The sequence below is a fragment of the Cognatilysobacter xinjiangensis genome (genome assembly GCF_014651995.1).
GTDB lineage: Bacteria > Pseudomonadota > Gammaproteobacteria > Xanthomonadales > Xanthomonadaceae > Cognatilysobacter > Cognatilysobacter xinjiangensis.
Genome location: NZ_BMXY01000001.1, coordinates 535,295 through 562,162, shown reverse-complemented (window position 1 = coordinate 562,162; position 26,868 = coordinate 535,295). Strand labels below are relative to the sequence as shown.

General features: G+C 69.4%; 25 protein-coding genes and 1 tRNA gene. 9 read left to right on the top strand and 17 right to left on the bottom strand.

Going from position 1 to position 26,868, the window contains the following annotated elements:
- Nucleotides 1–265: 265 nt before the first annotated feature.
- Together IE066_RS02665 and IE066_RS02660 are read left to right on the top strand one after the other, a co-directional pair.
- Nucleotides 266–2,368 (top strand): M13 family metallopeptidase, encoded by a 2,103-nt coding sequence (locus IE066_RS02665; RefSeq protein ID WP_229790634.1) that lies wholly within the window; start codon nt 266–268, stop codon nt 2,366–2,368.
- A gap of 150 nt (nt 2,369–2,518) precedes the next feature.
- Nucleotides 2,519–4,531: a M13-type metalloendopeptidase gene (locus tag IE066_RS02660; protein WP_189446770.1), complete on the top strand. Its 2,013-nt coding sequence runs from the start codon at nt 2,519–2,521 to the stop codon at nt 4,529–4,531.
- A gap of 45 nt (nt 4,532–4,576) precedes the next feature.
- On the opposite strand, the gene IE066_RS02655 is transcribed toward IE066_RS02660, so the two are convergent.
- Complete coding sequence (locus IE066_RS02655; RefSeq protein ID WP_189446769.1) at nt 4,577–5,248, bottom strand: rhomboid family intramembrane serine protease; 672 nt, start codon at nt 5,246–5,248, stop codon at nt 4,577–4,579.
- 93 nt (nt 5,249–5,341) lie between these two features.
- The gene (locus IE066_RS02650) at nt 5,342–5,689 is read right to left on the bottom strand and encodes an MGMT family protein (RefSeq protein ID WP_189446768.1); all 348 of its coding nucleotides are present in this window, start codon (nt 5,687–5,689) and stop codon (nt 5,342–5,344) included.
- 33 nt (nt 5,690–5,722) lie between these two features.
- On the opposite strand from IE066_RS02650, the gene IE066_RS02645 reads away from it, so the two are divergent.
- Nucleotides 5,723–6,133, top strand: a complete 411-nt coding sequence (locus tag IE066_RS02645; RefSeq protein WP_189446767.1) for a type III secretion system chaperone family protein — start codon at nt 5,723–5,725, stop codon at nt 6,131–6,133.
- A 160-nt stretch (nt 6,134–6,293) separates the two neighbouring features.
- On the opposite strand, the gene IE066_RS02640 is transcribed toward IE066_RS02645, so the two are convergent.
- The gene (locus tag IE066_RS02640) at nt 6,294–7,421 is read right to left on the bottom strand and encodes an inorganic phosphate transporter (RefSeq protein WP_189446766.1); all 1,128 of its coding nucleotides are present in this window, start codon (nt 7,419–7,421) and stop codon (nt 6,294–6,296) included.
- 11 nt (nt 7,422–7,432) lie between these two features.
- Nucleotides 7,433–8,059: a DUF47 domain-containing protein gene (locus IE066_RS02635; RefSeq protein WP_189446765.1), complete on the bottom strand. Its 627-nt coding sequence runs from the start codon at nt 8,057–8,059 to the stop codon at nt 7,433–7,435.
- 203 nt (nt 8,060–8,262) lie between these two features.
- On the opposite strand from IE066_RS02635, the gene IE066_RS02630 reads away from it, so the two are divergent.
- Both IE066_RS02630 and IE066_RS02625 read left to right on the top strand, forming a co-directional pair.
- The gene (locus tag IE066_RS02630; RefSeq protein ID WP_189446764.1) at nt 8,263–9,576 is read left to right on the top strand and encodes a hemolysin family protein; all 1,314 of its coding nucleotides are present in this window, start codon (nt 8,263–8,265) and stop codon (nt 9,574–9,576) included.
- A complete protein-coding gene (locus IE066_RS02625; RefSeq protein WP_189446763.1) occupies nt 9,560–10,177 on the top strand; it encodes an exopolysaccharide biosynthesis protein in 618 nt (205 codons plus the stop codon). The genes IE066_RS02630 and IE066_RS02625 overlap by 17 nt, the downstream gene beginning before the upstream one ends.
- Before the next feature lies 1 nt (nt 10,178).
- On the opposite strand, the gene IE066_RS02620 is transcribed toward IE066_RS02625, so the two are convergent.
- The 3 genes from IE066_RS02620 to IE066_RS02610 form a co-directional block, all read right to left on the bottom strand.
- Entirely contained in the window at nt 10,179–12,320 is a 2,142-nt protein-coding gene (locus IE066_RS02620; protein ID WP_189446762.1) for a putative bifunctional diguanylate cyclase/phosphodiesterase, read from the bottom strand.
- A complete protein-coding gene (locus IE066_RS02615; protein WP_229790633.1) occupies nt 12,317–13,198 on the bottom strand; it encodes a phosphate/phosphite/phosphonate ABC transporter substrate-binding protein in 882 nt (293 codons plus the stop codon). The genes IE066_RS02620 and IE066_RS02615 overlap by 4 nt, the downstream gene beginning before the upstream one ends.
- A 148-nt stretch (nt 13,199–13,346) precedes the next feature.
- The gene (locus IE066_RS02610) at nt 13,347–14,126 is read right to left on the bottom strand and encodes an RNA methyltransferase (protein ID WP_425488884.1); all 780 of its coding nucleotides are present in this window, start codon (nt 14,124–14,126) and stop codon (nt 13,347–13,349) included.
- A gap of 78 nt (nt 14,127–14,204) precedes the next feature.
- Here IE066_RS02610 and IE066_RS02605 point away from each other — a divergent pair, with 78 nt between their 5' ends.
- A complete protein-coding gene (locus IE066_RS02605; protein ID WP_189446760.1) occupies nt 14,205–15,038 on the top strand; it encodes an inositol monophosphatase family protein in 834 nt (277 codons plus the stop codon).
- Between the two features lie 168 nt (nt 15,039–15,206).
- On the opposite strand, the gene secF is transcribed toward IE066_RS02605, so the two are convergent.
- The 5 genes from secF to queA all read right to left on the bottom strand — a co-directional run bounded on the left by secF (nt 15,207) and on the right by queA (nt 20,930).
- Nucleotides 15,207–16,193: a protein translocase subunit SecF gene (gene secF / locus IE066_RS02600; RefSeq protein WP_189446759.1), complete on the bottom strand. Its 987-nt coding sequence runs from the start codon at nt 16,191–16,193 to the stop codon at nt 15,207–15,209.
- 9 nt (nt 16,194–16,202) lie between these two features.
- Nucleotides 16,203–18,059 carry a protein translocase subunit SecD gene (gene secD, locus IE066_RS02595; RefSeq protein WP_189446758.1) on the bottom strand — a complete coding sequence of 619 codons (1,857 nt, stop codon included), beginning with the start codon at nt 18,057–18,059 and terminating at the stop codon, nt 16,203–16,205.
- Nucleotides 18,060–18,132: 73 nt separating this feature from the next.
- Nucleotides 18,133–18,474, bottom strand: a complete 342-nt coding sequence (yajC, locus tag IE066_RS02590) for a preprotein translocase subunit YajC (protein WP_189446757.1) — start codon at nt 18,472–18,474, stop codon at nt 18,133–18,135.
- An 83-nt stretch (nt 18,475–18,557) separates the two neighbouring features.
- Nucleotides 18,558–19,694: a tRNA guanosine(34) transglycosylase Tgt gene (gene tgt / locus IE066_RS02585; protein WP_189446756.1), complete on the bottom strand. Its 1,137-nt coding sequence runs from the start codon at nt 19,692–19,694 to the stop codon at nt 18,558–18,560.
- Nucleotides 19,695–19,850: 156 nt separating this feature from the next.
- Nucleotides 19,851–20,930: a tRNA preQ1(34) S-adenosylmethionine ribosyltransferase-isomerase QueA gene (gene queA / locus IE066_RS02580; protein ID WP_189446755.1), complete on the bottom strand. Its 1,080-nt coding sequence runs from the start codon at nt 20,928–20,930 to the stop codon at nt 19,851–19,853.
- A gap of 193 nt (nt 20,931–21,123) precedes the next feature.
- Here queA and IE066_RS02575 point away from each other — a divergent pair, with 193 nt between their 5' ends.
- On the top strand, nt 21,124–22,635 hold the full coding sequence (locus tag IE066_RS02575; RefSeq protein ID WP_189446754.1) for an aminotransferase class III-fold pyridoxal phosphate-dependent enzyme: 1,512 nt from the start codon (nt 21,124–21,126) through the stop codon (nt 22,633–22,635).
- A gap of 56 nt (nt 22,636–22,691) precedes the next feature.
- Here the strand turns inward: IE066_RS02575 and IE066_RS02570 are convergent, their stop codons facing one another.
- The 5 genes from IE066_RS02570 to IE066_RS02550 form a co-directional block, all read right to left on the bottom strand.
- Nucleotides 22,692–22,979 carry a helix-hairpin-helix domain-containing protein gene (locus IE066_RS02570; protein WP_189446753.1) on the bottom strand — a complete coding sequence of 96 codons (288 nt, stop codon included), beginning with the start codon at nt 22,977–22,979 and terminating at the stop codon, nt 22,692–22,694.
- 3 nt (nt 22,980–22,982) lie between these two features.
- Entirely contained in the window at nt 22,983–23,396 is a 414-nt protein-coding gene (locus IE066_RS02565) for an MAPEG family protein (protein WP_189446752.1), read from the bottom strand.
- Nucleotides 23,396–24,118 (bottom strand): TMEM43 family protein, encoded by a 723-nt coding sequence (locus IE066_RS02560; RefSeq protein WP_189446751.1) that lies wholly within the window; start codon nt 24,116–24,118, stop codon nt 23,396–23,398. The genes IE066_RS02565 and IE066_RS02560 overlap by 1 nt, the downstream gene beginning before the upstream one ends.
- The gene (locus tag IE066_RS02555; RefSeq protein ID WP_189446750.1) at nt 24,115–25,005 is read right to left on the bottom strand and encodes an MBL fold metallo-hydrolase; all 891 of its coding nucleotides are present in this window, start codon (nt 25,003–25,005) and stop codon (nt 24,115–24,117) included. The genes IE066_RS02560 and IE066_RS02555 overlap by 4 nt, the downstream gene beginning before the upstream one ends.
- Before the next feature lie 108 nt (nt 25,006–25,113).
- Nucleotides 25,114–25,189: transfer RNA gene (locus tag IE066_RS02550), tRNA-Phe, on the bottom strand.
- Nucleotides 25,190–25,336: 147 nt separating this feature from the next.
- On the opposite strand from IE066_RS02550, the gene IE066_RS02545 reads away from it, so the two are divergent.
- Together IE066_RS02545 and IE066_RS02540 are read left to right on the top strand one after the other, a co-directional pair.
- Nucleotides 25,337–25,759: a DUF6491 family protein gene (locus tag IE066_RS02545; protein WP_189446749.1), complete on the top strand. Its 423-nt coding sequence runs from the start codon at nt 25,337–25,339 to the stop codon at nt 25,757–25,759.
- A 160-nt stretch (nt 25,760–25,919) separates the two neighbouring features.
- Complete coding sequence (locus tag IE066_RS02540) at nt 25,920–26,822, top strand: FHA domain-containing protein (RefSeq protein ID WP_189446748.1); 903 nt, start codon at nt 25,920–25,922, stop codon at nt 26,820–26,822.
- Nucleotides 26,823–26,868 lie beyond the last annotated feature (46 nt).

Genomic DNA, 26,868 nt, shown 5'->3' with positions numbered 1-26,868 from the left:
ATGCCGCCTGGGCGGCGCGGCCCTTCGGGCCTGCGAGAAACCTGGAAAACGAAGCCCGAGGGCGATGCCAGGCGCTGAACAGGGCACATGCTACGTGAAAACCCTGTCGCGCGCCTGTCCGGCTCGGCGCACGGTTCAGCCGGCATGACCTTCGACACCCTCGGCTGCGCCGGCCAGTCGCTAATGTCGCGCCAGCATGGCCCTCCGCCTGCCCCTGCCGCCCGCGTGGCGTGCCTGTCCGACTGTCCCGGCCCCGGAGCCCGACGTGACCCTGAAGAAGACCCAACTCCTCCTGCCCCTCGCCATCGCCGCCGTGCTCACCGGCTGCCCGAAGGACGAGACGGCCAAGACCGACGAGAACCCGACCGCCGCCGCGTCCACCGACGCCGCACTCAAGCTCGACGAGAGCAAGCTGCCGCCGGTCAACCGCTTCTCCGTCTCCGACCTCGACACCAGCAAGGACGCGTGCACCGATTTCGGGGGCTACGTCAACGGCAAGTGGCTCGCCGCCAACGAGATCCCGGGCGATCGCACCTCCTGGGGCGCGTTCGAGATGCTCGACGAGCGCAGCAACGCCGTGCAGCGCCAGATCGCCGAGAAGATCGCCGAGAACACCTCGGCCGTCGGCGTCGAAAAGATCGTCGGCGACTTCTGGGCCACCGGCATGGACGAGGCCAAGGTGAATGCCCAAGGCATCAAGCCGCTCGAGGGCCGCCTGAAGGAGATCGCTACGCTCGGCGACAAGGCGGCGATCGCCGACTACATCCGCACGAGCGCCGCCAAGGGCGAGAACGTGCTGTTCGGCTTCGGCTCGACGCCGGACTTCAAGGACTCGTCGGTGAACATCGGTGTCGCGTTCCAGGGCGGCCTGGGCCTTCCCGACACCACGTACTACACCGACGCGAAGAAGAAGGACATGCTCGGCAAGTACCAGGCGCACGTCGCCAAGGTGCTGGAGCTGTCCGGAGTTGCCGCCGCCGACGCCGCGAAGCAGGCCGCCGACATCGTCGCCTTCGAAACGCGCCTGGCGAAGGCCTCGAAGTCGCGCGAGGAGCTGTCGCGCGACGCCGAGCTGTTCTACAACCCGGTGAAGATGGCCGACGCCGACAAGCTGACGCCGAACTTCCCGTGGTCGACGTTCTTCAAGTCGCAGGGCATCGAAGCGCCGGAGATGTTCTCGCTGGCCATTCCCGCCTTCCACCAGGAAGTGAACAAGATGCTGGCCGACGTGCCGGCGGCGACGTGGCAGGCCTACCTGCGCTTCCACACCGTCGACTCGGCCGCGCCGTACCTGTCCGAGGAATTCGTCAACGAGAACTTCGCGTTCTACAACCAGACGATGCGCGGCCAGAAGCAGATCAAGGAGCGCGCCAAGCGCGTGCTGGAGACGCTCAACGGCGCTGCCGGCGAGGCGATGGGCCAGCTGTATGTCAAGACGGCATTCTCGGCCGACTCGAAGGCGCGGATGGAAACGCTCGTGCAGAACCTGCGCGAGTCGCTGAAGGGCCGCATCGAGAACCTCGACTGGATGAGCGCCGACACCAAGAAGAAGGCGCTGGAGAAGTGGGCCGCGTTCACGCCGAAGATCGGCTATCCGGACAAGTGGCGTGACTGGACGGGCCTGAACACCTCGCGCGACAGTTTCATCGGTAACGTGCTCGCCGCGAACGAGTTCAACTACAAGTGGGACATCGGCAAGATCGGCAAGCCGGTGGACAAGACCGAATGGGGCATGAGCCCGCAGACGGTCAACGCCTACTACAACCCGTCGATGAACGAGATCGTGTTCCCGGCCGCCATCCTGCAGCCGCCGTTCTTCGATCCGAACGCGCCGGACGAGGCCAACTACGGCGGCATCGGCGCCGTGATCGGCCACGAGATGATCCACGGCTACGACGACCAGGGCAGCCGCTTCGGGCCGACCGGCAACTTCGAGAACTGGTGGACGGAGGCCGACGCGAAGGGCTTCTCGGGCCGCACCGACAAGCTCATCGCGCAGTTCAACGGCTACGAAGCCGCGCCGGGGCTCATGGTCAACGGTCGCCACACCCTCGGCGAGAACATCGCCGACCTCGGCGGCCTCAACACGGCCTACGACGCGATGAAGAAGGCCACCGCGGGCAAGCCGGATCCGAAGACCGACGGCATCACCCGCGACCAGCGCTTCTTCATGAACTTCGCCACCGTGTGGCGTCGCAACTTCACGCCGGACGAGCTGAAGCTGCGCATCACCACCGACGAGCACGCCCCGGCCACGTTCCGCGCGATCGGCGCGCCCTCGAACATGCCGGCCTTCGCGGCGGCGTTCCAGTGCAAGCCGGGCCAGCCGATGGTGCGCACCGGCGACCAGCAGGTCGTGATCTGGTAACGCGTCGCATCGCTGCGTGACACCCGCAGGCCCGGAGCGATCCGGGCCTTCGTTTTTTCCGTTTCCGCGGCATGGATCGTGATGGAAGCGTTCGAAGCGCGTGCGCCTGCGTTGCTAGACTCCCGCCGGTTTCCCCCAAGGACGCTCCAGATGACTGCACGCCCGCTCGCCGCCGCCCTCGCCGTCGCCCTGCTCGCCACGCTGGCCTCGCCCGCCGATGCCGCGACGAAGAAGAAGGCCGCGACGCCGAAGGCGCCGGCCGCGCCCACCGCGTGCACCGACTTCTACGGCTACGCGAACGCCGACTGGCTGAAGGCGAATCCGCCGACGCCCGGCGTCGCCTCGATCTCCGCGCTCGACCAGCTGCGCCAGCGCGCGCACCAGCAGCAGATCGACCTGCTCAACGCCGCGATGGCGTCGCCGTCGAACGACGTGCAGAAGCTGCTCGGCGACTTCTGGGCGAGCGGCCTCGACGAGGCTGCGGTGGAACGCGACGGCGCCAATCCGATCGCGCCGCTGCTGGGTCGCATCAACGCGATCAAGCGCGCCAAGGACATTCCGCCGGCGATCGCCGCACTGCATCAGGTCGGCATCCCGGTCGCGTTCAATTTCAGCGCCGACGTCGACCTCGCCGATACCTCGCGCCACGTCGGCTACTTCACCGAAGGCGGCATCGGCCTGCCCGACCCGGCCTTCTACACCCGTACCGACGCCGAGACGCGCGAGGTCATGGACCGCTACCGCGCCTACGTGCGCCGCATCCTGCTGCTGACCGGCACGCCGGAAGCGCAGCTCGACGCGCAGGTGCGGCAGGTCATCGACCTCGAGACGCGCATCGCGCAGGCCGGGCGTCCGCTCGCCGCGCTGCGCGATCCGCGCGCCAACTACGCCGCCACGCCCACGGCCAACCTCGCCAAGCAGTACAAGCGCCTGCAGCTGGGCGATTTCCTGAAGGCGCAGGGCGTCACCGACGACCAGGTGTCGATGGCGAACGCGGGCCTGTTCACCGCGCTGGACGGCTACGTGGCCTCGCTGCCGGCCGAGCAGTGGAAGGCCTTCCTGCGCTGGCGCGTCGGCGACGCGATGGCGCCGTACCTCGCCAAGTCCTGGCGCGATGCCAGCTTCGACTTCCGCGATCGCGTCCTGGGCGCGCAGGTCTCGCCGAAGCCGCGCAAGGAGGCGGTGCTGGATGCGATCAACCTCGCGGCCGGCCCGATGCTCGGCCGCGAGTACGTGGCGCGCTACCTGCCCGCCGCGTCGCGCACGCAGGCCGAAACCATGGCCGCGCAGGTGCGCGACGCGCTGTCGGCGATGGTCGAGCGCGATGCCCGCCTCGGCGCAGCAGCGAAGTCGGAAGCGCGCGCGAAGCTCGCCGCGCTCAAGATCGAAGTCGGCGCGCCCAGGCGCGACCTCGACTACACCGTGCAGCCGATGGGCCGCGGCAGCTTCGGCAGCAACATGCTGATCGCGTCAACCTGGCGCCATCGCGAGGAGATGCGCCGCATCGGCCGCGGCAATGCCGACCGCCGCTGGGACGTGCTGCCACAGCAGCCGGCGCTCACCTACGACGTGCCGCAGAACCGCCTCATCGTCACCGCCGCGATGCTTCAGCCGCCGGTGTTCGACCCGACGCAGCCGGCCGCCGCGCTGTATGGCTCGTACGGCGCGCTCGTCGGGCACGAACTGAGCCACGCGTTCGACACGCGCGGCCGCCTGATCGACTCGAAAGGCGAAGCGCGCGACTGGTGGACGCCGGCCGAGCAGGCCGCCTGGGCCGCCACGACCGGCCGCATCGCCACGCAGGCGGGCGCCAAGGCGTATCCGCAGCTCACCGGCGTCAAGGTCAACGGCATGCTGGTCGCTGATGCGCTGGTGGCCGACCAGTCCGGCCTCGAAGCCGCGCAGGCGGCGTTGCAGGCCGCCCAGCCAGGCGCCTCGAAGGAAACCACGCAGGCCTTCTACAGCGCTTGGGCGCGGCTGTGGCCGGAGCAGGCGTCGGTGGACGCGGCAACCGCACGCGCCGCCGGCAGCGCCTACCCGCCGGGCATGTGGCGCGCCAACCTGCCGTTGATGAACCAGCCGGCGTTCGGCACCGCCTTCGCCTGCAAGGCCGGCACCGCGATGCAGCCCAAGGCCGACCAGCAGGTCCGGCTCTGGCCATAAGCGGTCGGACGACAGCGCTCCACGGCCGGGCCGTGGAGCGACGCATCAGCTGACGATGCGCATGCGCGGTCGTGGCCCGCGGCCGCCGCGCGTGGGCGGGCGACGGCGCCAGTGGCGGATGAGCAGCCAGCCGAACAGCATGCCGCCGAGGTGTGCGAAGTGCGCCACGCCGGGCATGGTGCCGGTGATCCCCATGAACAGCTCGACCACGCCGTAGACGATCACCAGCGTGCGCGCCTTCATCGGCACCGGTGGGATCAGCAGCATCACGCGCTGGTGCGGGAACAGCATGCCGTAGGCCAGCAGCAGGCCGAAGATGCCACCGGATGCGCCGACGGTGGGATAGGCCTCGCCGCCCATGGCCATGGTCACGTAGCCGACGGCCAACTGGCAGATCGCCGCGCCGATCACGCAGGTGAAATAGTACGTGGCGTAGCGGCGCTGCCCCCACTGGTGCTCGACCTGCGAGCCGAACATCACCAGCGCCAGCATGTTGAAGAACAGATGGCCGAACGTGCCGTGCATGAAGCCGTAGGTCACCAGCTGCCACGGCCAGAACGACGGCGCGCCGTACTCGTCGCCCGACGACAGCGGCCACAGTTGCATCGATTCGAGCGCAACGCCCAGCGCCGATTCGCCCGCCACCCACTGCAGCAGGAACACGACGGCATTGGCGATCAGCAGGGCCCGCGTGACGGGCGGCAGTTTGGCGAACATCGCGGCTCCTCGGGAGGCGCAATGGTAGCTGCTGCACTGCAGTAACGCGTGTTCGACCGCCGCTTGGCGTGGATCGCGGCGTTCCGCCGGGCCTCAGGCAGGTGGGCCCCAGAGCGCCTCGTCGAGCGTTGCCGCACGCGCGCGTCGGCCGACCACGCGCCCGCCCACGACCGTCGCGCCCTCTCTGCGCAGGCGCGCGCACTGCTCGTCGAATCCGTGCGAGCCCTGCGGAAACGCGATGCGCCCGTCCGAGCGGCAGACGCGATGCCAGGGCAGCCCCGGCTCCAACGACGTGCTCAGCAGGCGTGCAACCAGGCGTGCGCGCCCCGGAAGGCCGGCGCGGCGCGCCACTTCGCCATAACCGGCCACCTCGCCCACCGGGATCGCACGGATCGCGGCGAAGATGCGTTGAGCGGCGTCGGTCGAACCGGAGGCGTCCATGCGGCTAGCATAGCGATCGACAAGGAGCTTCCCATGCGCGATTTCAACGACCTCCGCGATTACCTCGACGGCGCCGGCCACGAGGTCACCCTGCACGACGACGACATGCTCGCCGTCGAACTGTCGCTCGACCAGGGCAGCCGGCATCAGGCGATCTTCCTCACCCGCATCGCCGACGAGGACTCGCGCGACTACCTGCGCGTGAGCACGGTCGTCGCGCCGATGACGGGCGTCGACGCGCGCCGCGCGCTCGCCTTCAACTGGGAAAGCCAGGTCGGCCATCTGGCGATCGGCGAGCTCGACGGCGTGCCGCACCTGCAGCTATGCGAGAACCGTCCGCTCGACGGACTCGACCTCGCCGAAGTGCATCGGCTGGTGCTGGAGATCGGGGGCCTGGGCGACCGCATGGAACGCACGCTGTCCGCGGGCGGCGACCTGTTCTGACACCCTCCGTGGTCACGAAGCATTGACGCCTGCCTAACCGCGCCCCGCGGATGCTTGGTGTCGCGGCGCTGACCCCGCCGCGCACTCTCCGAAGCGAGTGCGTCTCCCGCTCGGGAGGAGGAACCCCGGTGGTAGGAGCCCCACCGGGGTTCTTTTTGCGTCAGGCCCAGCCGGCGTAGAGCATGACCTCGTAGGCGAGCCATGCGATCCCGCCGGCGGCCGGGATCGTCAGGATCCACGCCCAGACCATGCGCTCGACCACCGTCCAGCGGATCGCGTTGGACCGCTTGGCCGTTCCGACGCCCATGATCGTCGCGGAGATGTTGTGCGTGGTCGACACCGGGATGCCCAGCGCGGACGCGGTGAGAATCACCGCCGACGCACTCGACTCCGCCGCGAAGCCGTTGATCGGCTGCAGCTTCACCAGCTTGTGGCCGAGCGTCTTGATGATGCGCCAGCCGCCGGCTGCCGTGCCGGCTGCCATCACCAGCGCGCAGGCGACCTTGATCCACGTGTCGATGTCCTTCGTCGCCAGCGCGTGCTCGGTAGGGTGCAGGAACGCGAGCCAGCCCGGCAGGTTGTCGAGAGTACCGGCGGCCTGCGCGCCCAGCAGCGTGATCGCGATGATGCCCATGGTCTTTTGTGCATCGTTCGAGCCGTGCGCGAAGCCCATCGCGCCGGCGCTGACCATCTGCGCGACCTTGAAGAAACGGTTGACGTGGCGCGGCTTGGCGGCGCGGCGGAACAGCCCGCCGCTCGCGGTCATGCCGGAGATGATCGCGTAGAGCAAGCCCATGATCAGGAAGCCGACGATGAAGCCGAGCAGCGGCGACGTGACCATCGGCACGATCACCTTCCACAGCACGCCGCCGCTCTTGAACCAGGGGTCGGCGGGGGCGGACCACATGATCGCCTCCCAATTGCCGCGCGCGGCCGCCAGCGCGGCGCCGCAAAGGCCGCCGATCAGCGCATGCGAGGACGAGGAAGGCAGGCCGGCGGCCCAGGTGATCAGGTTCCACGCGATGCCGCCAATCAGTGCGCACAGCACGAGCTGCGACGTCACTTCGATCACGTGCGTGTCGACGATGCCCGAGGTGATCGTCTTGGCGACCGCGGTGCCCCAGAGGGCACCGACCAGATTCGTGGCAGCCGCCAGCATCACAGCCTGCATGGGCGAGAGGGTCTTCGTCGCAACCACGGTCGCGATCGAGTTGGCGGTGTCGTGGAAGCCGTTGATGTACTCGAAGACGAGCGCGGCGATCACCACCACAATCACGAGGGTGAGCATCAGGGGTCGCCTCAGGAGTTCTTCAGAACGATTTCATAGGCGACGACACCGGCTTCCTGGCAGCGGTCGATGGCCTTCTCGAGGATCTCGAAGAACTCCTTGAGCAGGAACATCTGCAGCGGGTCGAGGCGGCCCGAGTAGATGTCGCGGTACAACTCCAGCATCAGGCGGTCGGCCTCGTTCTCGATCGAGCGCAGACGGTCGCTGAGCGCCTTCATCGGCTCGAGCTTCAGCGCCGGCAGCGCGCGGACCATCTCGACGACGACGCCTGCGGCCTTCTCCAGCATTGCCGCGCGCGGCGCGAAGTCGATGTCCTGCAGGTGGGTCAGCGCCAGCGAGTAGCGGTCAGCGAACTTCTCGACCTGCTTGGGGATCTTGTACAGCGCCGAGCCCAGAGCCTCGATGTCCTCGCGCTCGATTGGCGTGATGAAGCTGTTGACCAGCTCCTGGCGGATCTTCTCGGAGGCCGCGCGCTCGCGCTGGCGGGCCAACTTGAAGGCGTCTAGCGCCGGCTGGTCTGCCGATTCCCGCAGCATCGCGTGCAGCGCCTGGGTGCTGTCGTGGGCGGCGACTGCGGCCTCCTCGAGCAGCGCGTAGAACTGCTTGCCTTGGCCGAAGATCGTCTGCAGGGAAAACATGCGGGAAGCCCCGAATAAGTGGATGACGGAATTATGACGGCGGATTGTTACGGTTTTCTTGCATTTTCATCAGGCCTTCACGAAAACGGCGTCTCATCGCCAGCTGCTACCATCCCTTTCCCCCGCCTACCCTGCCCCGATGGACGACGACCCTGAACCCCGAGCCGACCGTGCCCGCCTGCGATGCATGACGGGAGGCGCGGATGCTTGAGTTGCTGATCGTCGCGCTGCTGGTGCTGCTCAACGGCTTCTTCGCGATGTCGGAGATGTCGGTGGTCACCTCGCGCAAGATGCGCCTGAAGCAGATGGCGGAAACCAGCCGCGGTGCGCAGCGCGCGCTGCAGCTGGCCGAGCATCCCGACAGCCTGCTGTCGACGGTGCAGATCTGCATCACCCTGATCGGCGTGCTCGCCGGTCTGTTCGGTGGCCAGTCGCTCGGCCTGATGGTCGGGGACGCGCTGTCGCACGCGGGCGTCGAGCCCGACCTCGCGCGCCGCATCGGCATCGCGATCGCGGTCAGCCTGATCACCGCGGCATCGGTGATCTTCGGCGAGCTCGTGCCCAAGCGCATGGCGCTCACCAATCCCGAGCGCATCGCGTCGGCGGTCGCCATCCCGCTGGCGGCGCTGTCGCGCGTGATGTATCCGGTTGTGCGCGCGCTCGGCGCGATCAATCGCGGGGTGCTGCGCATGCTGGGCGTCCGCGACGACACGCGTTCGGGCGTCAGCGAAGAAGAGATCCGGATGCTGGTGAGCGAAAGCCACGAGCAGGGCGTGATCGATGCCGACGAGCGCAAGATGATGAACCGCGTGCTCAGCCTCGGCGACCGCTCGACCGAAAGCCTGATGACACCGCGCATGCGCATCGTCTGGCTCGATGCCGCCGCGGAAGCGGTCGAGAACCTGGAGACGCTGCACGCCGCGCCGTTTTCGCGCTTCCCGGTCTACCGCGGCAGCGACCAGGACGTGCTGGGCGTGCTGGAGGCGAAGACGCTGCTGCGTCGCATGGGCCGCGGCGATCCGGTCGATCTTTTCGCCGAGCTACGCGAGCCGCTGTTCGTGTCCGAGTCGACGCCCGCGCTGAAGCTGCTGGAGATCTTCCGCGAGGAGCAGCAGTCGCTCGCGCTGGTGGTCGACGAGTACGGCGACGTGTCCGGCCTGGTCACCGTCAACGACCTGATGGGCGCGGTGATCGGTCGCATCCAGACCGATGGCGACGAGAGCCCGGCCAACGTGGTGACACGCGAGGACGGCTCGCTGCTGGTGGACGGGTCGCTGGCCGCCGAGGAGCTCCGCGAACTGCTGGGCACCAGTGCGCTGCCGGGCGAGGACGAGCACGACTTCCACACCGCCGCGGGCATGGTGATCGCTCAGTTCGGTCGGATCCCGCACGCTGGCGAGTACTTCGAATGGAGTGGCTGGCGGATCGAAGTTCTCGATCTCGATGGCCCGCGCGTGGACAAGCTGATGCTGCAGCGCGTGGAACCCACGGACAGCGACGATGTCCGGGCCGGCTGAGCCGGGCCGTCCGCCCGATACGCGCTCGCTGCTGGACGGGTTCGCGGACGGCGATCCCGACGCGATCCTGCCACTGCGCGGCCTGTTCGAGCACCTTGGCGATCGTGCGTTCGGCATGCTGCTGGTCGCCGCCGCGGCACCCGCCTTCATCCCCATTCCGGGCCTCGCCGGCGGCCTGAGCGGGCCGCTGGTGATGCTGGTCGGCCTGCAACTGCTGCTGCGGCTGCGACGGCCGTGGCTGCCCGGCTTCATCGGCCGGCGCGGCCCGCGCAGGCGGACGCTTGCGCGCCTGCGCGATCGGCTCTCGCCCTGGCTCGCGCGCCTTGAGCGCGTGGTGCGCCCACGTGCGACGGTCATGCTGGATCACTGGTTGCCGGGCATGATCACCGGCCTGCTGGTGCTGGTCGTCGGCCTTCTGCTGTCGCTGCCGATCCCGTTCACCAACTACCTGCTCGGCCTGCTGGTGCTGCTGTTCGCCCTCGCCTTCCTCGAGCGCGACGGCCTGCTGATGGCGGCGGCATGGGTGGGCGGGATCGCGTCGGTGACGGTGTTCGGGCTGCTCTCGGGCAGCCTGGCGCGCTGGGCCGCGCAGTACGTCTGACTCAGGCCGGCGCGACCGCCGGCTCCGACGCCAGGGCGGCGAACTCGTCGAATTCCATCGGATGGCCCAGCCAGAAACCCTGTGCGAGATCGCAGCGGCGCTCGCGCAGCAGCGCGTACTGGCCTTCCTTCTCGACGCCTTCGGCCACCACGGTGATACCCAGCGAATGCGCCATCGCGATGATCGCAGTGGTGAGCGCGAGGTCGTCAGGGTCGCGCAGCACGTCGGCGACGAAACTGCGGTCGATCTTCACTCCGTCGACCGGCACGCGGCGCAGGTGGCTGAGCCCCGAAAAGCCGGTGCCGAAGTCGTCCAGCCACACCTTGACGCCCAGCGAGCGCAGGCGGGTAAGCAGACTGCTCGCGTGCGCCTCGTCGCTGATCACGGCGGTCTCCGTCAGCTCGATATGCAACTGCTCGGGCGCGAGGCCGGCGTCGCGCAGGCTGGCCTCGACCATGCGTGCGAGGTCGCCACTGCGCAGCTGCCGCGGGGACACGTTGACCGACACGAACAGCGGCTCGTCGTCCGGTCCCCGCACGTGCCTCCAGCGCGCGGCGTCGCCGCAGGCCGCCCGCATGACCTGAGGGCCGATGACGTCGATCAGGCCGCTCTGCTCGGCCACGTCGATGAAGACGGCGGGCGCGATCACACCCTGTTCGTGGTGCCTCCAGCGCAGCAGCGCCTCGGCACCGACAAGGCGCTGGTCGCTCAGCCGGTACACGGGCTGGTAAACCAGGCGCAGCTCGCCGCGCTCCCAGGCGCCGCGCAGCTCGTTCTCCAGGTGCACCCGGCGCTCGACCGCCTCGTTCATCGCACGGCTGTAGAAACGGTAAGTGTTCTTGCCGGCGACCTTCGCCTGGTACATCGCGATGTCGCCGTTCTTCAGTAGGGCGGTGGCGCCGTCCGCATCGCCGGGGAACAGCGTCACGCCGACCGATGTGCCGAGGAATACGCGGCGGCCCTGCACCACCAGCGGCTCGGCCAGCACCTCCACCAGACGCTCCGCCAGGCGGCTGGCCAGCGCGCGCGCGTCCTCGGCTTCGACCAGGATGACGAACTCGTCGCCACCGAAGCGCGCGACGCGCGCCTCCGGCCCGCCGACCTCCTCCACGGTGTCCGAGATGCGGTGGGCGAACTGCAGCAGCACCTCGTCGCCGGCGTCGTGACCGAGGGTGTCGTTGATGCGCTTGAAGTCGTCGGCGTCAGCAAACAGCAGCGCCAGCTCGCGGCCGGCGCCAGTGAGCTGCATGAGCCGGGCGTCCAGCATCTCGCGGAACGCGAGGCGGTTGGCGAGGCCCGTCAGCGCGTCGGTGTACGCCATGCGGCGGATCTCGCGATCATGCCGCGCCACGCTCTGGCTCATGCGGCCGAAGGCACGCACCAGGTCGCCGAGCTCGTCGCGGCGGGTGCTCACGGGCATCGTGATGTCGAAATGCCCGGCTTCGATCGCGCGCGCCGAATCAGCCAGCTGGCCGATGGGCCGCACCATCGTGCGCTGGATCACCGCCAGCACCACGCCGCCGAGCGCCAGCAGCGCCGCGCTCAGCAGCAGGATCGCCAGCAACTGCCGCTGGCCGAGGTCGCGCACCTGCTGGCGCAGCGCGACCAGCGCCTTGTGCTGCAGGTCGCGTCCGTCGCCGCGGTTGAAGCCGACGCGCACGCCGCCGAGGCGTGAGCCGCCGATCATGATCGGCGCGGCGACGTCGAGCACACCGCCCTGGAACTGGGTCAGCACGCCGCGCGTGGCGATCGCCTCGAAGGCCAGGTCGTCGTTCATGCGCAGGCCATAACTCGGTATGTCCGCGGTGCCGTCGTGGAGAATGTTGCCCTCGGCATCGAACACCAGGACGTACTTCACGCCCGGCTGCCCCTGCATGCTCTTGGCCAGCCCCCCTACGGCGTCGAGGTCGAAGAAATACAGCGGGTTGACGAGCTCCTTGGCGAGCTGTTCGGTCGCGCCCTCGGCGCGCCGGCTGAGGTTGGCATCCAGCACCTGGTCGGTGGCCTGCCGCGAGAGCTGCTCGACGGTGCCCTGCACCTCCTGCTGCCGCATCCAGAACAGCACCATCAGCGCGCTTGCAGCGAGCACTGCGAAGCCCACCATCGCGAAGAACTGCGCCTGCAGGCCGATGCGGAGCTTCATTCGACGTCGGCCTTGATCCGCGCGACGCCACGGGCGATGCCGGCCAGCGACTGTTCCGCCGAGGCGTCCAGGGGCAGGAAGCGCGTGGTGCCGAAGAAGGCGAGCAGCGCTTCGCGGCCGGCCGGATCGTTCGAGGCCTCGAGCAGCACCTCGCGCAGCCGCGCCGCGATGCGGGGATCGAGGTCGCCGCGCACTACCTCGACCGCGCGCGGATAGTCTTCGGTTCGGCCGACAATCGCGAGATCGCGGCGGAATGCGGGCGGCACCCGCTCCGGGTTGTTCCAGTCGACGTTGCTCATGACGCCCGCGTCGACCAGCCCCTTGTGCACCCAGGTCGCGATGTTGAGCTCGGAGCGCGCGAACAGGTAGCCGACGGCGCCCGCGCCGGGCTGGTCGTCGGGCGACAGCAGGATTTCCAGGCGCATGCCGCGGTCGAGCAGCGTGGCGGCAGGCACGAAGTAGGCGCTGGTAGACGAGGCGCGCTGGAACGCGATGCGGTGGCCGCGGAGGTCGTCGAGCCGGGCGATGCCGCGGTCGCGACGGGCGAAGAACACGCTGTGGTAGCGGCTCACGCCGTCGCGCTCGGTCAGCAGGATCGGGCGGGCGGCCGCACGCTGGCCGAGCAGCATCGCGGTCCCGGCCGTCTCGGTCACCCAGTCCACGCGCCCGCGACGCATGTAGCTGGACATCTGCTGCGCGTCCCGCGCCATCAGGATGCGGCCCTCGCGGATGCCGACGCCGGCCATGCGCGGCACCACGTAGTCGAGCAGCGGCTTGAGCTGGTCGTAATGCGCGCCCGGGTCGTCGCTCAGGCGGCCGAGCACGAGCACGCCGGACGGCGCGTCGCCGGCCGCGGTCGACGGGGAGGCGACGGCCAAGGCCAGAAGCAGGCAGGCGAAACGAAAGACGCGCTGGATCAAGGCGAACGACCGGAAGGCTCCCCGTGCGGAGCCTAATCGAAAAAGGCCCGGGTTGGGACAGCCGTCGCGTTCCGCCACGCCGCCTTCACGGCCGGCCAGCGTTGGTTCAGGTCGAGGCGTCCTCGCCTCCGCTGCCCGCCGCCAGACGCGCCATGCGCTGCGCGTCGGCCAGCACGCCACGCAGCAGGCGGACGTCCCGCTCGTCCAGCGCCGAGCGGTTGAAGATGCGGCGCAGCTTGCGCATGGCGCTGTCGGGCGCGCGGCCCTTGTGGAAGTCGATCGCCTCCAGCGTCTCGGCCAGCTGGCCGTAGAAGCCCTCCAGCTGCTCGTGCGAGGCCGGCGGATCGCGCGGCTCGGCCATGCCCTGCTCGACCTGCTCGAGCAGCGCCATCCGCGTCTCGTAGGCCAGCACCTGCACCGCCGCGGCGAGGTTCAGCGAGCTGTAGCCGGGATTGGCCGGGATGTGCACCGCCTGATGGCAGAGGTGCAGCTCCTCGTTGGTCAGCCCGGTGCGCTCACGCCCGAATACCAGCGCGACCTCCCCTGCGGCCGCGCCGGCGGCCAGCTCAACGGCGGCCACGCGCGGCGGCAGCTCGGGCAGCGCCACGCGGCGGCTGCGGGCCGTGCAGCCCATCACGCGGTGGCAGCCGGCGAGCGCCGAGGCGAGATCGGGATGGGTCTCGGCGGCCTCCAGCACGTCATCCGCGCCCGCGGCCAGCGCGAAGGACTCGGCGTTCGGCGCCTTCTCGGGGGCGACCAGCAGCAGGCGGTGAAGGCCCATGGTCTTCATCGCACGTGCGGCGGAGCCGATGTTGCCGGGGTGCTGCGTGCCCACCAGCACGATGCGGATGCGGCTCGCGGCCAGCGTCATGAAATCGGGATCCATGCCTGCAATGGTAAGCTTCGCGCCCCGCCGCCGATGGCGGAATCGCTCTTTTCCACGGCCAGCGCGCCCGGACACCCCATGCAGAAACCCGCCATCACCTTGATGATCAAGGCCGCGCGCGCCGCCGGCAATGTTCTCCTCCGCCACATGCACAAGCTCGACGCGCTCAACGTCGTCGAGAAGGGCCGTATGGACTTCGCGAGCGAAGTCGACAGCCTGGCCGAGAAGGAGATCATCAAGGAGTTCCGCCGCGCCACGCCCGACTACGCCATCCTCGGCGAGGAAAGCGGCCCTCTGAACTCCGGCCCGCGCGCCCGCTACACCTGGGTCATCGATCCGCTCGACGGCACCAGCAACTATCTCCGCGGCATCCCGCACTTCTGCGTGTCGATCGCACTGGTGGAGAACGGCGAGCCGATCCACGGCCTGGTCTTCGACCCTCTGCGCAACGAGATCTTCCACGCCAGCCGCGGCGCCGGCGCGGTGCTCAACGACAAGCGCATCCGCGTGGCCGATCGCAAGGACCTGGAAGGCGCGATGCTGATCACCGGCTTCCCGCCGCGCGAGCGCGAGACCGCCAGCGCGCAGCTCAAGTGCGTCGACGGCCTGCTCCGCCACGCCGAGGACATCCGCCGCACCGGCTCGGCCGCGCTCGACCTCGCGTACGTGGCCTGCGGTCGCGTCGACGGCTACTTCGAGGCCGGCCTGAAGCCCTGGGACATCGCAGCCGGCGCGTTGCTGGTGCGCGAGGCCGGCGGCAAGGTCGTCGACTTCCGCGGTCGCCCGACCGGGCCGATGGACAACCGCGGCCTCGCCGGCCGTCCGCTGGTCGCCGGCAACCTCAAGGTCTGCGACGAGTTGCAGAAGCGCATTGTCGACACCGGGTACGCGGCGGCGTTCGACGCCGCCTGACCCCTAGCTTCAGGAAAAAAGAAGGTCGCAGCGATGCGGCCTTCTTCGTATCTGTTGCTTGCGATCGGAAGAGCCGGCGCCCCTTCGTCCTCGACTTCGGCGTCCACCATTCCCAGCAGATGAAAAAGGCCGCATCGCTGCGGCCATTTTCGTATCCGTCGCCGGGAATCAGGGGCGCCGCGCGAGCGCCGCCTCGTCCCTGGCCTTCGGCATCAGGTCCTGCTTGGTCACGCCCAGCCACATCAGCAGCGGGCAGGCGACGAAGATCGACGAGATGGTGCCGAGGATGATGCCGATGATCTGCGCCTCGGCCATGCCGCGCAGCGATCCGCCGCCGTAGATGTACAGCGCGACCACGGTCAGCAACGCCACGAACGACGTGATCACCGTTCGCGACAGCGTCTGGTTGACCGAGGCATTGAGAATGGCCGCGGGGTCGGCGCGCATCGAGCGGAAGTTCTCGCGCACGCGGTCGAAAACCACGATGGTGTCGTTGATCGAGAAGCCCATTACCGCCAGCACGCCGGCGAGCACGGTGAGGTCGAACTCGTGCCCGGTCAGCGAGAACCAGCCCAGTACCACGATCACGTCGTGCAGCGTGGTCAGGATCGCCGCCACCGCGAACTTCCATTCGAAGCGCATCGCGATGTAAATCAGGAAGCCGAGGATCACGAAGGTCAGCGCGAGCGCGGCGTTCGATGCCAGTTCGTTACCGACCTGCTTGCCCATGGCGTCGCTGCGCACCACGCGGGCCGCGTTACCCGGCATCTGCACCGCCTGCACGATGCGTTCGGCCAGTTGCCCGACGGCCTCGTCGCCGGTGCCCTCGGTTTCGGCCTTCTGGCGCACCAGCAGCTCGGTCTCCGAGCCCAGCGACTGCACCTGCGCGTTCGGGAAGCCGGCATCGGCGAGCTTCTCGCGGACCAGTTCGGTGTCGACCGGCTTTTCGAAGCGCAGTTCGACCAGTGCGCCGCCGAAGAAGTCGAGCGCGTAGTTGAAGGTGCGCGAGCCGTCGAAACGGCCGTTCGGGAAGCTGTTGAAGACCATCGAGCCGATGGCCAGGAGCATCAGGGCCAGCGCCAGGATCGTCGAGACCCAGCGCAGACGCATGAAGTTGATCTTGCTGTCGTACGGAAAGACGTTGAACGGCTTCATGGCGCGGCCTTAGATGGAGATCGACTTGGGCTTGCGGCGGCCGCCGTACATCAGCGTCGCCATCGCGCGCGAAACCGTGACCGCCGTGAATACCGAGGTCAGGATGCCGACGATGAGGGTGAGCGCGAAGCCCTTGAGCGGGCCGGTGCCGAACGCGAGCAGCGCGATGCCGGCGAGCATCGCGGTCATGTTCGCGTCGAAGATCGTGCCCGAGGCGCGGTCGTAGCCGATCGCGATCGCCGACTGCGGTGGCACGCCCAGTCGCAACTCTTCGCGTATGCGCTCGTTGATGAGCACGTTCGCATCGACCGACATGCCCACGGTGAGCGCGAGGCCGGCGAAGCCGGGCAGCGACATCGTGGCACCGATGAAGGGCAGCGACAGGATCGCGATCACCATCAGAAGGTTCAGCAGCAGCGCGAGGCAGGTGATCACGCCGAACATGCGGTAGTAGACGAGGAAGAAGGCGAGCGCGAACACGAACGAGTACAGCACCGCGCGCGTGCCGCGCTCGACGTTGTCGGCGCCAAGGCTCGGACCGATCACGCGCTCCTCGACAAACTGCATCGGCGCGGCCAGCGCGCCCGATTTGAGCTGCTTGGCGAGGCTGTCGGCCTCTTCCTGCGACAGGCCCGTGGTCTGGAAGTTCTTGCCGAATACGCCCTGGATCGTGGGCGCGCTGATCACGCGCTCCTCGGTGCGGAAGCTCTTGACCTCCTTGCCGTCGACCATCTGCGTGATCGGCACCTGCTCCACGTAGACCGTGGCCATGCGCTTGCCGACGTTCTCCGCGGTGTGGTCGAACATGCGCTTGCCGCCGGCGCTGTTGAGCACGATGCTCACGCTCGGCTGGCCGGTGGTCTGGTCGATTTCCGGACGCGCGTCGACCAGCTGGTCGCCCGAGACGAGCACGCGGCGCGACAGCAGCAGGGGCTGCTTGTTCTGCGTGTAGTAGATCTTCGCGCCTGCCGGCACGGAGCGGTCGCGCACCGCAGCCGCGGCCTCGTTCTCGTCGCCGACCACCGCGCGGAACTCGAGCGTCGCGGCCGCGCCGATGCGGCGCTTGGCCTCGGCCGTGTCCTGCAGGCCGGGCAGTTCGATGACGATGCGGTCGGTGCCCTGGCGCTGCACCACGGGCTCGGCCACGCCGAGCGAGTTGACGCGGTTGCGCAGCGTGGTCAGGTTCTGCTCGACCGCTTCCTGCGCGAAGCGGTTCAGCTCCGCCTGCGGGATCGCCAGGGTCAGCTGCTGTCCCTCGCGCTGCTGCACGAAAGAAGGATAGGCCTGCTGCAGCAACTTGCCGGCGCGGCCGGCGTCGTTGGCCGACTGCAGCGTCACACGCAGATTGTTGGACGCGTCGCGCTCGACACTGCCGAACGGCACGCCGCCGTCGCGCAGCTGGGCGCGGATGTCCTCGACGTAGGCATCGAGGCGCTTGTTGAGCGCCGCGCGCTGGTCAATCTGCATGGCGAAGTGAACGCCGCCCTGCAGGTCAAGGCCGAGCGGCATCGGCTTGGCGCCGATCGCGTCGAGCCAGTCCGGCACGGTGGAGGCGAGGCTCAACGCCACCTGGTAACCGTCGGCCTCGAGCGGGCGCAGCAGGTCGGCGGCGCGGGTCTGCACCTGCGGGTCGTTCAACCGCACCAGCAGGCTCTTGTCTTCGCGCTCGATCGCACGAGGCGTGATGCGCGCCGACTGCAGCGTCTGCTGCACGCGGCCACGCAGGGCATCGTCGACGACGGCATCGCCGGTGCCGGTGATCTGCACCGACGGGTCCTTCTGGTACAGGTTGGGCAACGCGTAGAGCGCGCTCAGCACCAGTACGGCGAGGATGACGAAGTACTTCCAGCGTGGAAAGGTCAGCATCGAGGTCCAGGCGGCTCCCCGCCGCATGCAAGGCGTGTAGGGGCGGCCTGAGCCGCCTTCAAGTGCTCGCGGCTCAGGCCGCCTTCAAGGTGCCCTTCGGCAGCACGTTGCCGATCGCGGCCTTCTGCACGCGAACGCGCACGCTGTCGGCGATCTCGATGGTCACGAAGTTCTCGCCGATGTCGGTCACGACACCCGCGAGGCCGCCCGCGGCCAGCACTTCGTCGCCGCGCGCCAGCTTCTCGAGCATCCCGCGATGCTCCTTCGCGCGCTTCATCTGCGGACGGATCATCAGGAAGTACATCACGCCGATGACCACGAGGATCGGCAGGAAGCCGAGCGCACCGCCGGCACCCGGAGCGGGGGCGGCAGCCTGGGCATGGGCGGCGGGAATGAGGAAATCGAGCAGGGACATGGTCGGGTCCGACGAAAACGACCCGGGATTATGCCACGTGCTTCACGACCCACCCGCTAGGGCCGCGTGGCGGCCCGCGCCGTTCAGCCGCCGGCCCCGTCGCGGCGCGCCGCATAGAAGGCGTCGCGGAAGGCCTGGAAGCGCCCCTCTGCGATCGCCTCGCGCATGCCGGCCATCAGGCGCTGGTAGTAACGGAGGTTGTGCAGCGTGCCGAGCATCGGCCCCAGCATCTCGTTGCAGCGGTCGAGGTGGCGCAGGTAGCTGCGGGTGTAACCGTTGCGGCAGGCGTAACAGTCGCAGCCCTCCTCGATCGGACGCATGTCGCGCTCGTACTTCGAATTGCGCACGCGCACGGTACCGCCCGCGGTGAAGTAATGACCGTTGCGGGCGTTTCGGGTCGGCATCACACAGTCGAACATGTCGACGCCGCGCGCCACCGCCTCGACCAGGTCTTCCGGGCGGCCGACGCCCATCAGGTAGCGGGGCCGATCCGTCGGCAGCTGCGGCGCGGTGTGCTCGAGCATCGCGTTGCGCTCGGCCTCCGTTTCGCCCACCGCGAGGCCGCCGATGGCGTAGCCGTCGAAGCCGATCGCCTTGAGGCCGTCGGCCGAGCGCGTGCGCAGGTCGTGGTGCACGCCACCCTGCACGATGCCGAACAACGCCGCGTCATTGCCCTCGTGCGCACGCTTGCTGCGCTCGGCCCAGCGCAGGGACAGCTCCATCGAACGGCGCACGACGTCCGGCGACACCGGCACGCCGTCCTTATGCACCGGCGGGCACTCGTCGAAGATCATCACAATGTCCGAATCGAGCACCTTCTGGATGCGCATGCTTTCCTCGGGGCCGAGGAAGACCTTGGCGCCGTCGGTCGGCGAGGCGAAGGTGACGCCTTCCTCGGTGATCTTGCGGCGATGGGCGAGCGAGAACACCTGGAAGCCGCCGGAGTCGGTGAGGATCGGCCCGTTCCAGCGGGTGAAGCCGTGCAGGCCGCCGTGGTCGCCGATGACGTCCAGGCCCGGTCGCAGGTACAGGTGGAAGGTGTTGCCGAGGATGATCTCGGCGCCCAGCTCCCGCACCTGGTCCGGCGTGACGCCCTTGACCGAGCCGTAGGTGCCGACCGGCATGAAGGCAGGCGTCTCCACCGTGCCGCGCGGAAACGTCAGCCGCCCGCGGCGCGCTGCGCCGTCGGTGCCGAGGAGCTGGAAGGACATGCGGCTCATGGATCTCTCGATACGCGGTAATGGTTGAGGGGCTGTGGAGCCCGCGCCGTACGGATGACGCCATCGCACGTCGCGCGCCGACGAGGGCCCGGAGCGCGTGAATGGCGCGGGCCGAGGCCGGCACGCGGGTTCAGCCGGCGCGTGGCGACGTGTTCGTCATTCCGGTGCGCGGGGCTCGGCCTTGCGCGGGAACAGCAGCATCGCGTCGCCATAGGAGAAGAAGCGGTAGCGCGCGCGGATGGCGTGGGCGTAGGCCTCGAACACGCGCTCGCGGCCGGCGAAGGCCGACACCATCATCAGCAACGTGCTCTGCGGCAGGTGGAAGTTGGTGACCAGCGCATCGATGCTGCTGATGCGATAACCCGGCAGGATGAAGAGCTGCGTCTCGCCGGCGAAAGGCGCGAGCACGGGCTCCCCGTCCGCGCCGCGACGCGTCGCGCTTTCCAGCGCGCGCACCACCGTCGTGCCGACCGCGATCACCCGCCCGCCCGCCTCGCGCGTGCGGCGGATCTGCTCGACCAGCGCCGCCCCGACATTGATCCACTCGCTGTGCATCACGTGCTGGCTGAGGTCGTCGACGCGCACCGGCTGGAACGTGCCTGCGCCGACGTGCAGCGTGACGTGGCCGAACTGCACGCCCATCACGCGCAGGCTGTCGAGCAGCGCTTCGTCGAAGTGCAGGCCCGCGGTGGGCGCGGCGACGGCGCCGACCTCCTTCGCGAAGACGGTCTGGTAGCGCTCGGCGTCGTCCGCACCCGGCTCGCGCTGGATGTAGGGCGGCAACGGCAGCCGGCCGGCATGCAGCAGCCAGGCTTCCAACGGCTCGCCGACCTCGAACTGCAGGTCGTAGAAGCCGCCCTCGCGTCCGAGCACACGCGCGATGCCGCCGGCGTCGAGCTCGATCACCGCGCCGTCCTTCGGCGTCTTGCTGACGCCGAGTTGCGCGCGTGCGCGATCGCCGCTGAGCAGGCGCTCGATCATGATCTCGACGCGGCCGCCCGTCGCCTTGCGGCCGAACAGGCGCGCGGGGATCACGCGGGTGTCGTTGAACACCAGCAGGTCGCCGGCGCGCAGCAGCGACGGCAGGTCGCGGAACACGCGGTCCTGCAGCGAATCGCTATCGCCGGGCACCACCAGCAGGCGGCTCGCCGAGCGCTCGGGCAGCGGCGCCTGCGCGATCAGCTCGGGCGGAAGCGCATAGTCGAAATCGGATTTCTTCAAGGCGGAAGGAACCATCGCGGTGCAGCGGGCGCGGCGCGCACGGCCGCACAGTGTAGCGGCGCGGCGGGGGTTATCGGCGCAAAACCCGCGTGATAGCATGCCTGCAACCTTTTGAATGGAAACGGAAAACGCCTTCGCGCGCGCTTCCGCGCCCGCTGTTTCGCCGCGTTTTCCCGCCCGTTCCCTCCCTGCACCTCAGGAGCCCGCCATGTCGAATACCACCGCGAACGCCGTCGCCCTCCTCGCGCCCCTACGCGCCCGCGGCGGCCAGCGTCGAACGAGCGGGCTGGACGATGCGACGATCGAGCGCTTCGCCGCCTCGCACCCCGAGCTGCGCGAGGCCATCGAGGCCGCCGCCCGCGAGTTCGCGGCGATCGAAGGCGAGGTCGCCGAGTTGCTCGACCTCGACGAGAACGCGCAGATCGCTGCCGTGCAGGCGGGCTTCGTCAATTTCTATGCCGACGACGCGGTGAACCCGTACGTCGCCCTGGTCGCGCGCGGCCCGTGGGTGGTCACGCTCAAGGGCGCGGTGCTGCACGACTCGGGCGGCTACGGGATGCTCGGCTTCGGCCATGCGCCGGCCAAGGTCATCGAGGCGATGGCCAAGCCGCAGGTGATGGCGAACATCATGACGCCCTCGCTCTCGCAGCTGCGTTTCGACCGCGCGCTGCGCGCCGCCATCGGCACGACCCGCGGCGGCTGTCCGTACGAGCGCTTCTTGTGCCTGAACTCGGGCTCCGAATCGGTCTCACTGGCCTCGCGCATCGCCGATGCCAACGCGAAGCTGATGACGGACCCGGGCGCGCGCCACGCCGGCCGCACGATCAAGCGCCTCGTGGTCAAGGGCAGCTTCCACGGCCGCACCGAGCGCCCGGCGCTGTATTCGGATTCCTCGCGGAAGACCTACATGCAGCACCTCGCGAGCTTCCGCGGCGAGGACTCGGTCATCACCGTCGAGCCCTACGACGTCGAGGCGCTGCGCCGCGCGTTCGCCGATGCCGACGCGAACGGCTGGTTCATCGAGGCGATGTTCCTCGAGCCGGTGATGGGCGAAGGCGACCCCGGCCGCGGCGTGCCGCGCGCGTTCTACGACACCGCCCGCGAGCTCACGCACGCGCATGGCGGCCTGCTGCTGGTGGATTCGATCCAGGCCGGCCTGCGCGCGACCGGCGCGCTGTCGATCGTCGACTACCCCGGTTTCGAGAACGCCGACGCGCCGGACATGGAGACCTATTCGAAGGCGCTCAACGCCGGCCAGTACCCGCTGTCGGTGCTGGCGGTGAACGCGCGCGCCGCGGCGCTGTACCGCAAGGGCCTGTACGGCAACACGATGACCACGAATCCGCGCGCGCTCGACGTCGCGCTGGCGGTACTTCAACAGGTCACGCCCGACGTGCGCGAAAACATCCGCGCGCGCGGCGTCGAAGCGCTGGAGCGGCTCGAAGCGCTGCGCGCCGAGCTGGGCGGGCTCATCACCAAGGTGCAGGGCACCGGCCTGCTGTTCTCCTGCGAGCTGGCCCCGCAGTTCAAGTGCTACGGCGCCGGCTCGACCGAGGAGTGGCTGCGAGAGCGCGGCATCGGCGTGATCCACGGCGGCGTCAATTCGCTGCGCTTCACGCCCACGTTCACCATCACCAGCGAGGAGCTGGACATGGTGGTGGCGATGGTCGGCCGCGCGCTGCGCGAAGGCCCTCGTGCCACGCAGGCCGCCGCCGCCTGAGGCCAGCGGTCACGGAGTCGAAAGGCCGGCGCATGCGCCGGCCTTTTCGTTTGCGGTCAGCGTGCGAGCAGCGCCTTGCGCTCGGCGGTGTAGTCCCACCACGGTAGCGACGGTCCGCCGTCGACGAAGCACGTGATCGACATGAAGACGTCGAGTACGCACGGATCGTGGCGTATGCCGGTGACCTCGCAGAGCCGCTCGTACAGCGCGAGCGGCGACTGTCCGGCAAGCTGCGCCGGTGTCTCGACGCCGATGCGTCGGAGATCGCCGGCGATGGACGGCCCGACGTTCGGCAGGTCGGTCAGCACGCGCAGCCGTGCGCGGTCTACGCGCGCGGGATGCATGGCTCAGCCCAGCGAAAGGCCGGCGACGCCGCGCGTGATCGCGAGCGCGGCCGACGCGAGGATCACGAGGAACGTCAGCACCGTGCCCGTGAAGCGCCCGAACGAGTAACCGGGCGAACGCCACAGCCCGACCGCGTGCAGCACGCGCGCCATCAGCAGGACGCCGCCCAGCAGCGCCACGGCCTCGCGCCGCAACCCGGTGATTTCCAGCAGCGCGATCAGGATCAGCGCAAGCGGCACGTATTCGACGAAGTTGCCGTGCGCGCGGATGCGCTGCAGCAACTGGATGTCGCCGCCATGGCCGAGGCCGACCTTGCGGCCGCGACGCAGCAGCACGATCGGCACCAGCAGCATCAGCAGGAGCAGGCCGTGCAGGCCGGCGACGAGAAGCGTGACCACGGGCGACGCAACGGGCATCAGAACTTGCCTCCGGTGATGGCACGGATGAGGAACCACAGCGCTGCGAGCGCGGCGATGGCGATCGCGATGAGCCAGGGCCGCAGTCGCAGCGCCGGGCTGCGCGCGGCGGCCGCGATGTCGACGGCCGGGCGCGCCACCGCGGGCGCCGCGGCGGCCTTCGCGCTCAGGCGCCACTCGCCCTCGTGCAGCTCGACCTTTCCGGCGAGCGGCGGCAGCACGAATTCGTGCCAGGTGATGCGCACGTCGCCGATCTCGGGCGCGAGGGGGTTGTAGCTGCTCGCCAGCCCGTCGCCCTCGGGCTGGTAGCGCTCGGCGAACTTGCCCGGCAATCGCGAGAAATTCGGCTTGGCCGCCTGCCACTGGCCGAGCAGCCGGATTACCGCGAGCGGAAGCGGCTTACCGTCCAGCGTCGCCGACTCGACCCACCACTGGCGATTGCGCACCGGCAGGCGCGACGGGTTGCGGTGAGGCGCATCGAACGACGAGGAATCGATCGGCGCGGCATTCCAGACCGTCGAATACCCGCCTTCGTCGTCGCGACGCCACTGGTACATCTCGACACGCCGCTCCAGCCCGAACTGGCTGGACACAACGCCGAAGTCGGCGTCCTCCAGCGTATTGGACGCGACGGGGTCGCCCTCCACGGTCGCGTCGGCGCGCACCGCGCCGGCCACCATCATCAGCGCCAGCAATGTGCCGGCGGCAAGACCCCGTCTCATGCGGCGAGCGGCCGCGCCTGCAGCAGCGGAACCTCGTTGACCGTGCCGAAGCGCCCCTCGGCCGAACGCGTCACCCGCGCGAGCGCGCAGTCGGGGTCGTGGGTGAAATACAGATGGACGTCTCGGGCCAGCATGTCGTCGAGGAAGCTGCGCTTCTCGTCGATGAGCAGTTCGGCGTTGCGGTCGTAGCCCATCGTGATCGGCACGTGCACCCACGGACGGCCGGGGATGAGGTCGGCGCAGAACACGACGCCCCCGTGCGGGCGGCCCTGCGCGTCCGGCGGGCCGACGATCTCGGCCAGCATCAACCCCGGCGTGTGGCCGTCGCTGAAATGGAAGCGCACCGCGTCGCCCAGCGCCTGCGAATGTCCGCCGTCGACCAGTTCCAGCCGGCCGGTGGCCTTCAGCAGCCCGGGCAGCGCAGGAATGAAGCTCGCGCGGTCGCGATCATGCGGATCGATCGCACGCTCGAAATGCCGGCGGCCCACGATGTAGGTGGCATTCGGAAAGACGAGGGACGGCTCCGCGCCTTCCTGCCAGGCCGTGAGCAGGCCGCCCGCGTGGTCGAAATGCAGGTGCGAGAGCACGACGACGTCGATGTCCTCCGGCGCGAAGCCCGCCTGCGCCAGCGACTCGAGCAGCACGTGGCGATCCTCCGCAACGCCGAAACGCTCGCGCAGCTTCGGCTCGAAGAACGCGCCGATGCCGGCCTCGAACAGCACCGTCCTGCCGGCCAGCGGCGTCGCCAGCAGTGCGCGGCAGGCCAGGTCGATGCGGCCCTGCTCGTCGGGCGCGGCCCAGCGCGACCACAGCGCGCGCGGCGCGTTGCCGAACATCGCGCCGCCGTCGAGCTTCTGGCGATTGCCGTCAATGGACCAGAGCTTCATGGCGACCTCCGTTTTGCGAAGGACATTCGACCGCCTGCGGCGCATGCGGTCAAGGCGACGGCGCAAAAGAAAAAGCCCGCAACGGGTGCGGGCTTCTCCATCGAATCGTGGTGGCCGGGGAGGGAATCGAACCCCCGACACGGGGATTTTCAATCCCCTGCTCTACCAACTGAGCTACCCGGCCACGACCACGGCCGGGCCGTGGGAGGCGGCATGTTACGGAGAGGTGGAGACATTGGCAAGCCGCCCGCGTGCTGAACAGGCACGACGCCCATGCATCGGCCTTCCCCGCACGGGTGCATCATCCATTCCATCCGCCCAGGAGACGGTCATGCGCATCGCCTTTCCCGCCCTTCTTGCCGTGGCCGCGCTCGCCGGCTGCGCGACCCATTCGGCCGAACGTGCCGCGGACCAGCTCGCGCTCTATCGGGCGCACGCGGGCGAGCCGGTTTCCAGCTTTCCCTACATGCGCTCGTTCACCCAGTGGACGCCGCTCGGCGAACAGGCGCTGGCGGTATGGATCTCGCCGACCCGCGCCTACCTGCTCGACGTGGCCAACTGCCCCGACCTCGAGTGGGCGCAGGGCATCCAGCTCACCGAGAACACCGGCCAGGTGTCCGCGCGCTTCGATCGCGTGTATCCGCTCGGCCCGGGCATCCGGCCGGTGCCGTGTCGCATCGAGCAGATCCGGCCGCTGGACGTGCGCGCCGTGCGCGAGGCGGAGCGACTGGCCCGCAGCGAGCGTCGCCCCTGAAGCGGCACGGGCGCTGACGGAGAATCCGCACCACGGACGCGACGGGTCGATGCCACGTCGCGAGCCGAGGCGGTGCCTGCGCATGCCACCGCCGGCGCCGCCTTCGTCGGCCGGCCGCATCTTTTCTCCGCAGGCCCGTTCCAGCCGCTAGGATGGGCCGATGCAGGCACGTCTCATCGCATACGTCCCCGAGGGCGCGGCCATCGCGCGCATCGTCGCTCCCGGTGAGCGCCTTCGCATCGGGCGCGCGGTCGGCTCCGACCTTCAGCTGCCGCAGGCGTCGGTGTCGCGGCGGCATGCGGAACTCGAGCAACAGGCCGACGGTAGCTGGCGGCTGGTCGATCTCGACAGCAAGAACGGCACCTTCGTCGACGGCGCGCGCATCACCGATACCGTGCTCGCCCGCAGCGCCTGGCTGCGCTTCGGCGACCTGCACTGCGAATTCGGCGTGCTCGACGCGCAGGCCGCCGCGGAGCAGCTGCGCCGCTGGCAGGAACGGCGCGACGAAGCCGCGCGCATGATCGAACGCATCGAGGGCTCGGCCGCGGCGCAGGTCGGTGCGCGCGCCACCAGGCGATTCCTCGAGCAGGGCCTGCGCGCGGTACTCGAGCTCGCGCAGTGCACGCGCGGCTTCGTGCTGACGGTCGAGGACGGCCGCTACCGCGTCGCGACGTCGATGGCGCTCGATGCCTCGCTCGCCACCGGCCCCGAATTCACCGGCAGCCTGGGCGCGATCGCGCAGGCGCTGCGTTCGCGCACGCCGGTGGTGTTCAACGACATCGGCCAGCCCGCATGGATGACCGGCCGCGAGCCCGCGCGTGCGGGCCTGCGCACGCTGGTCGCGCTTCCGCTGTTCGATGGCGAGCGCAGCCTCGGCGCGATCTACGTCGACCGCCGCGACGCCGGCCCGCCGCTGACCACGCTCGACCTCGAACTCCTGCAGGCGTTCGCGCAGCGCTGCGCGCTGTGGCTCGCCGTGCGTAGCGAGGCCCACGACGGCCCCGCGCCACCGACTTCCGGCGACTGGTCGCAATTGCTGGCCGACCACGCGACGACGCGATAGCGCGCCCGCGGCCGACGCATGCCTCGGCGATTGCGAGGTCCGCAAA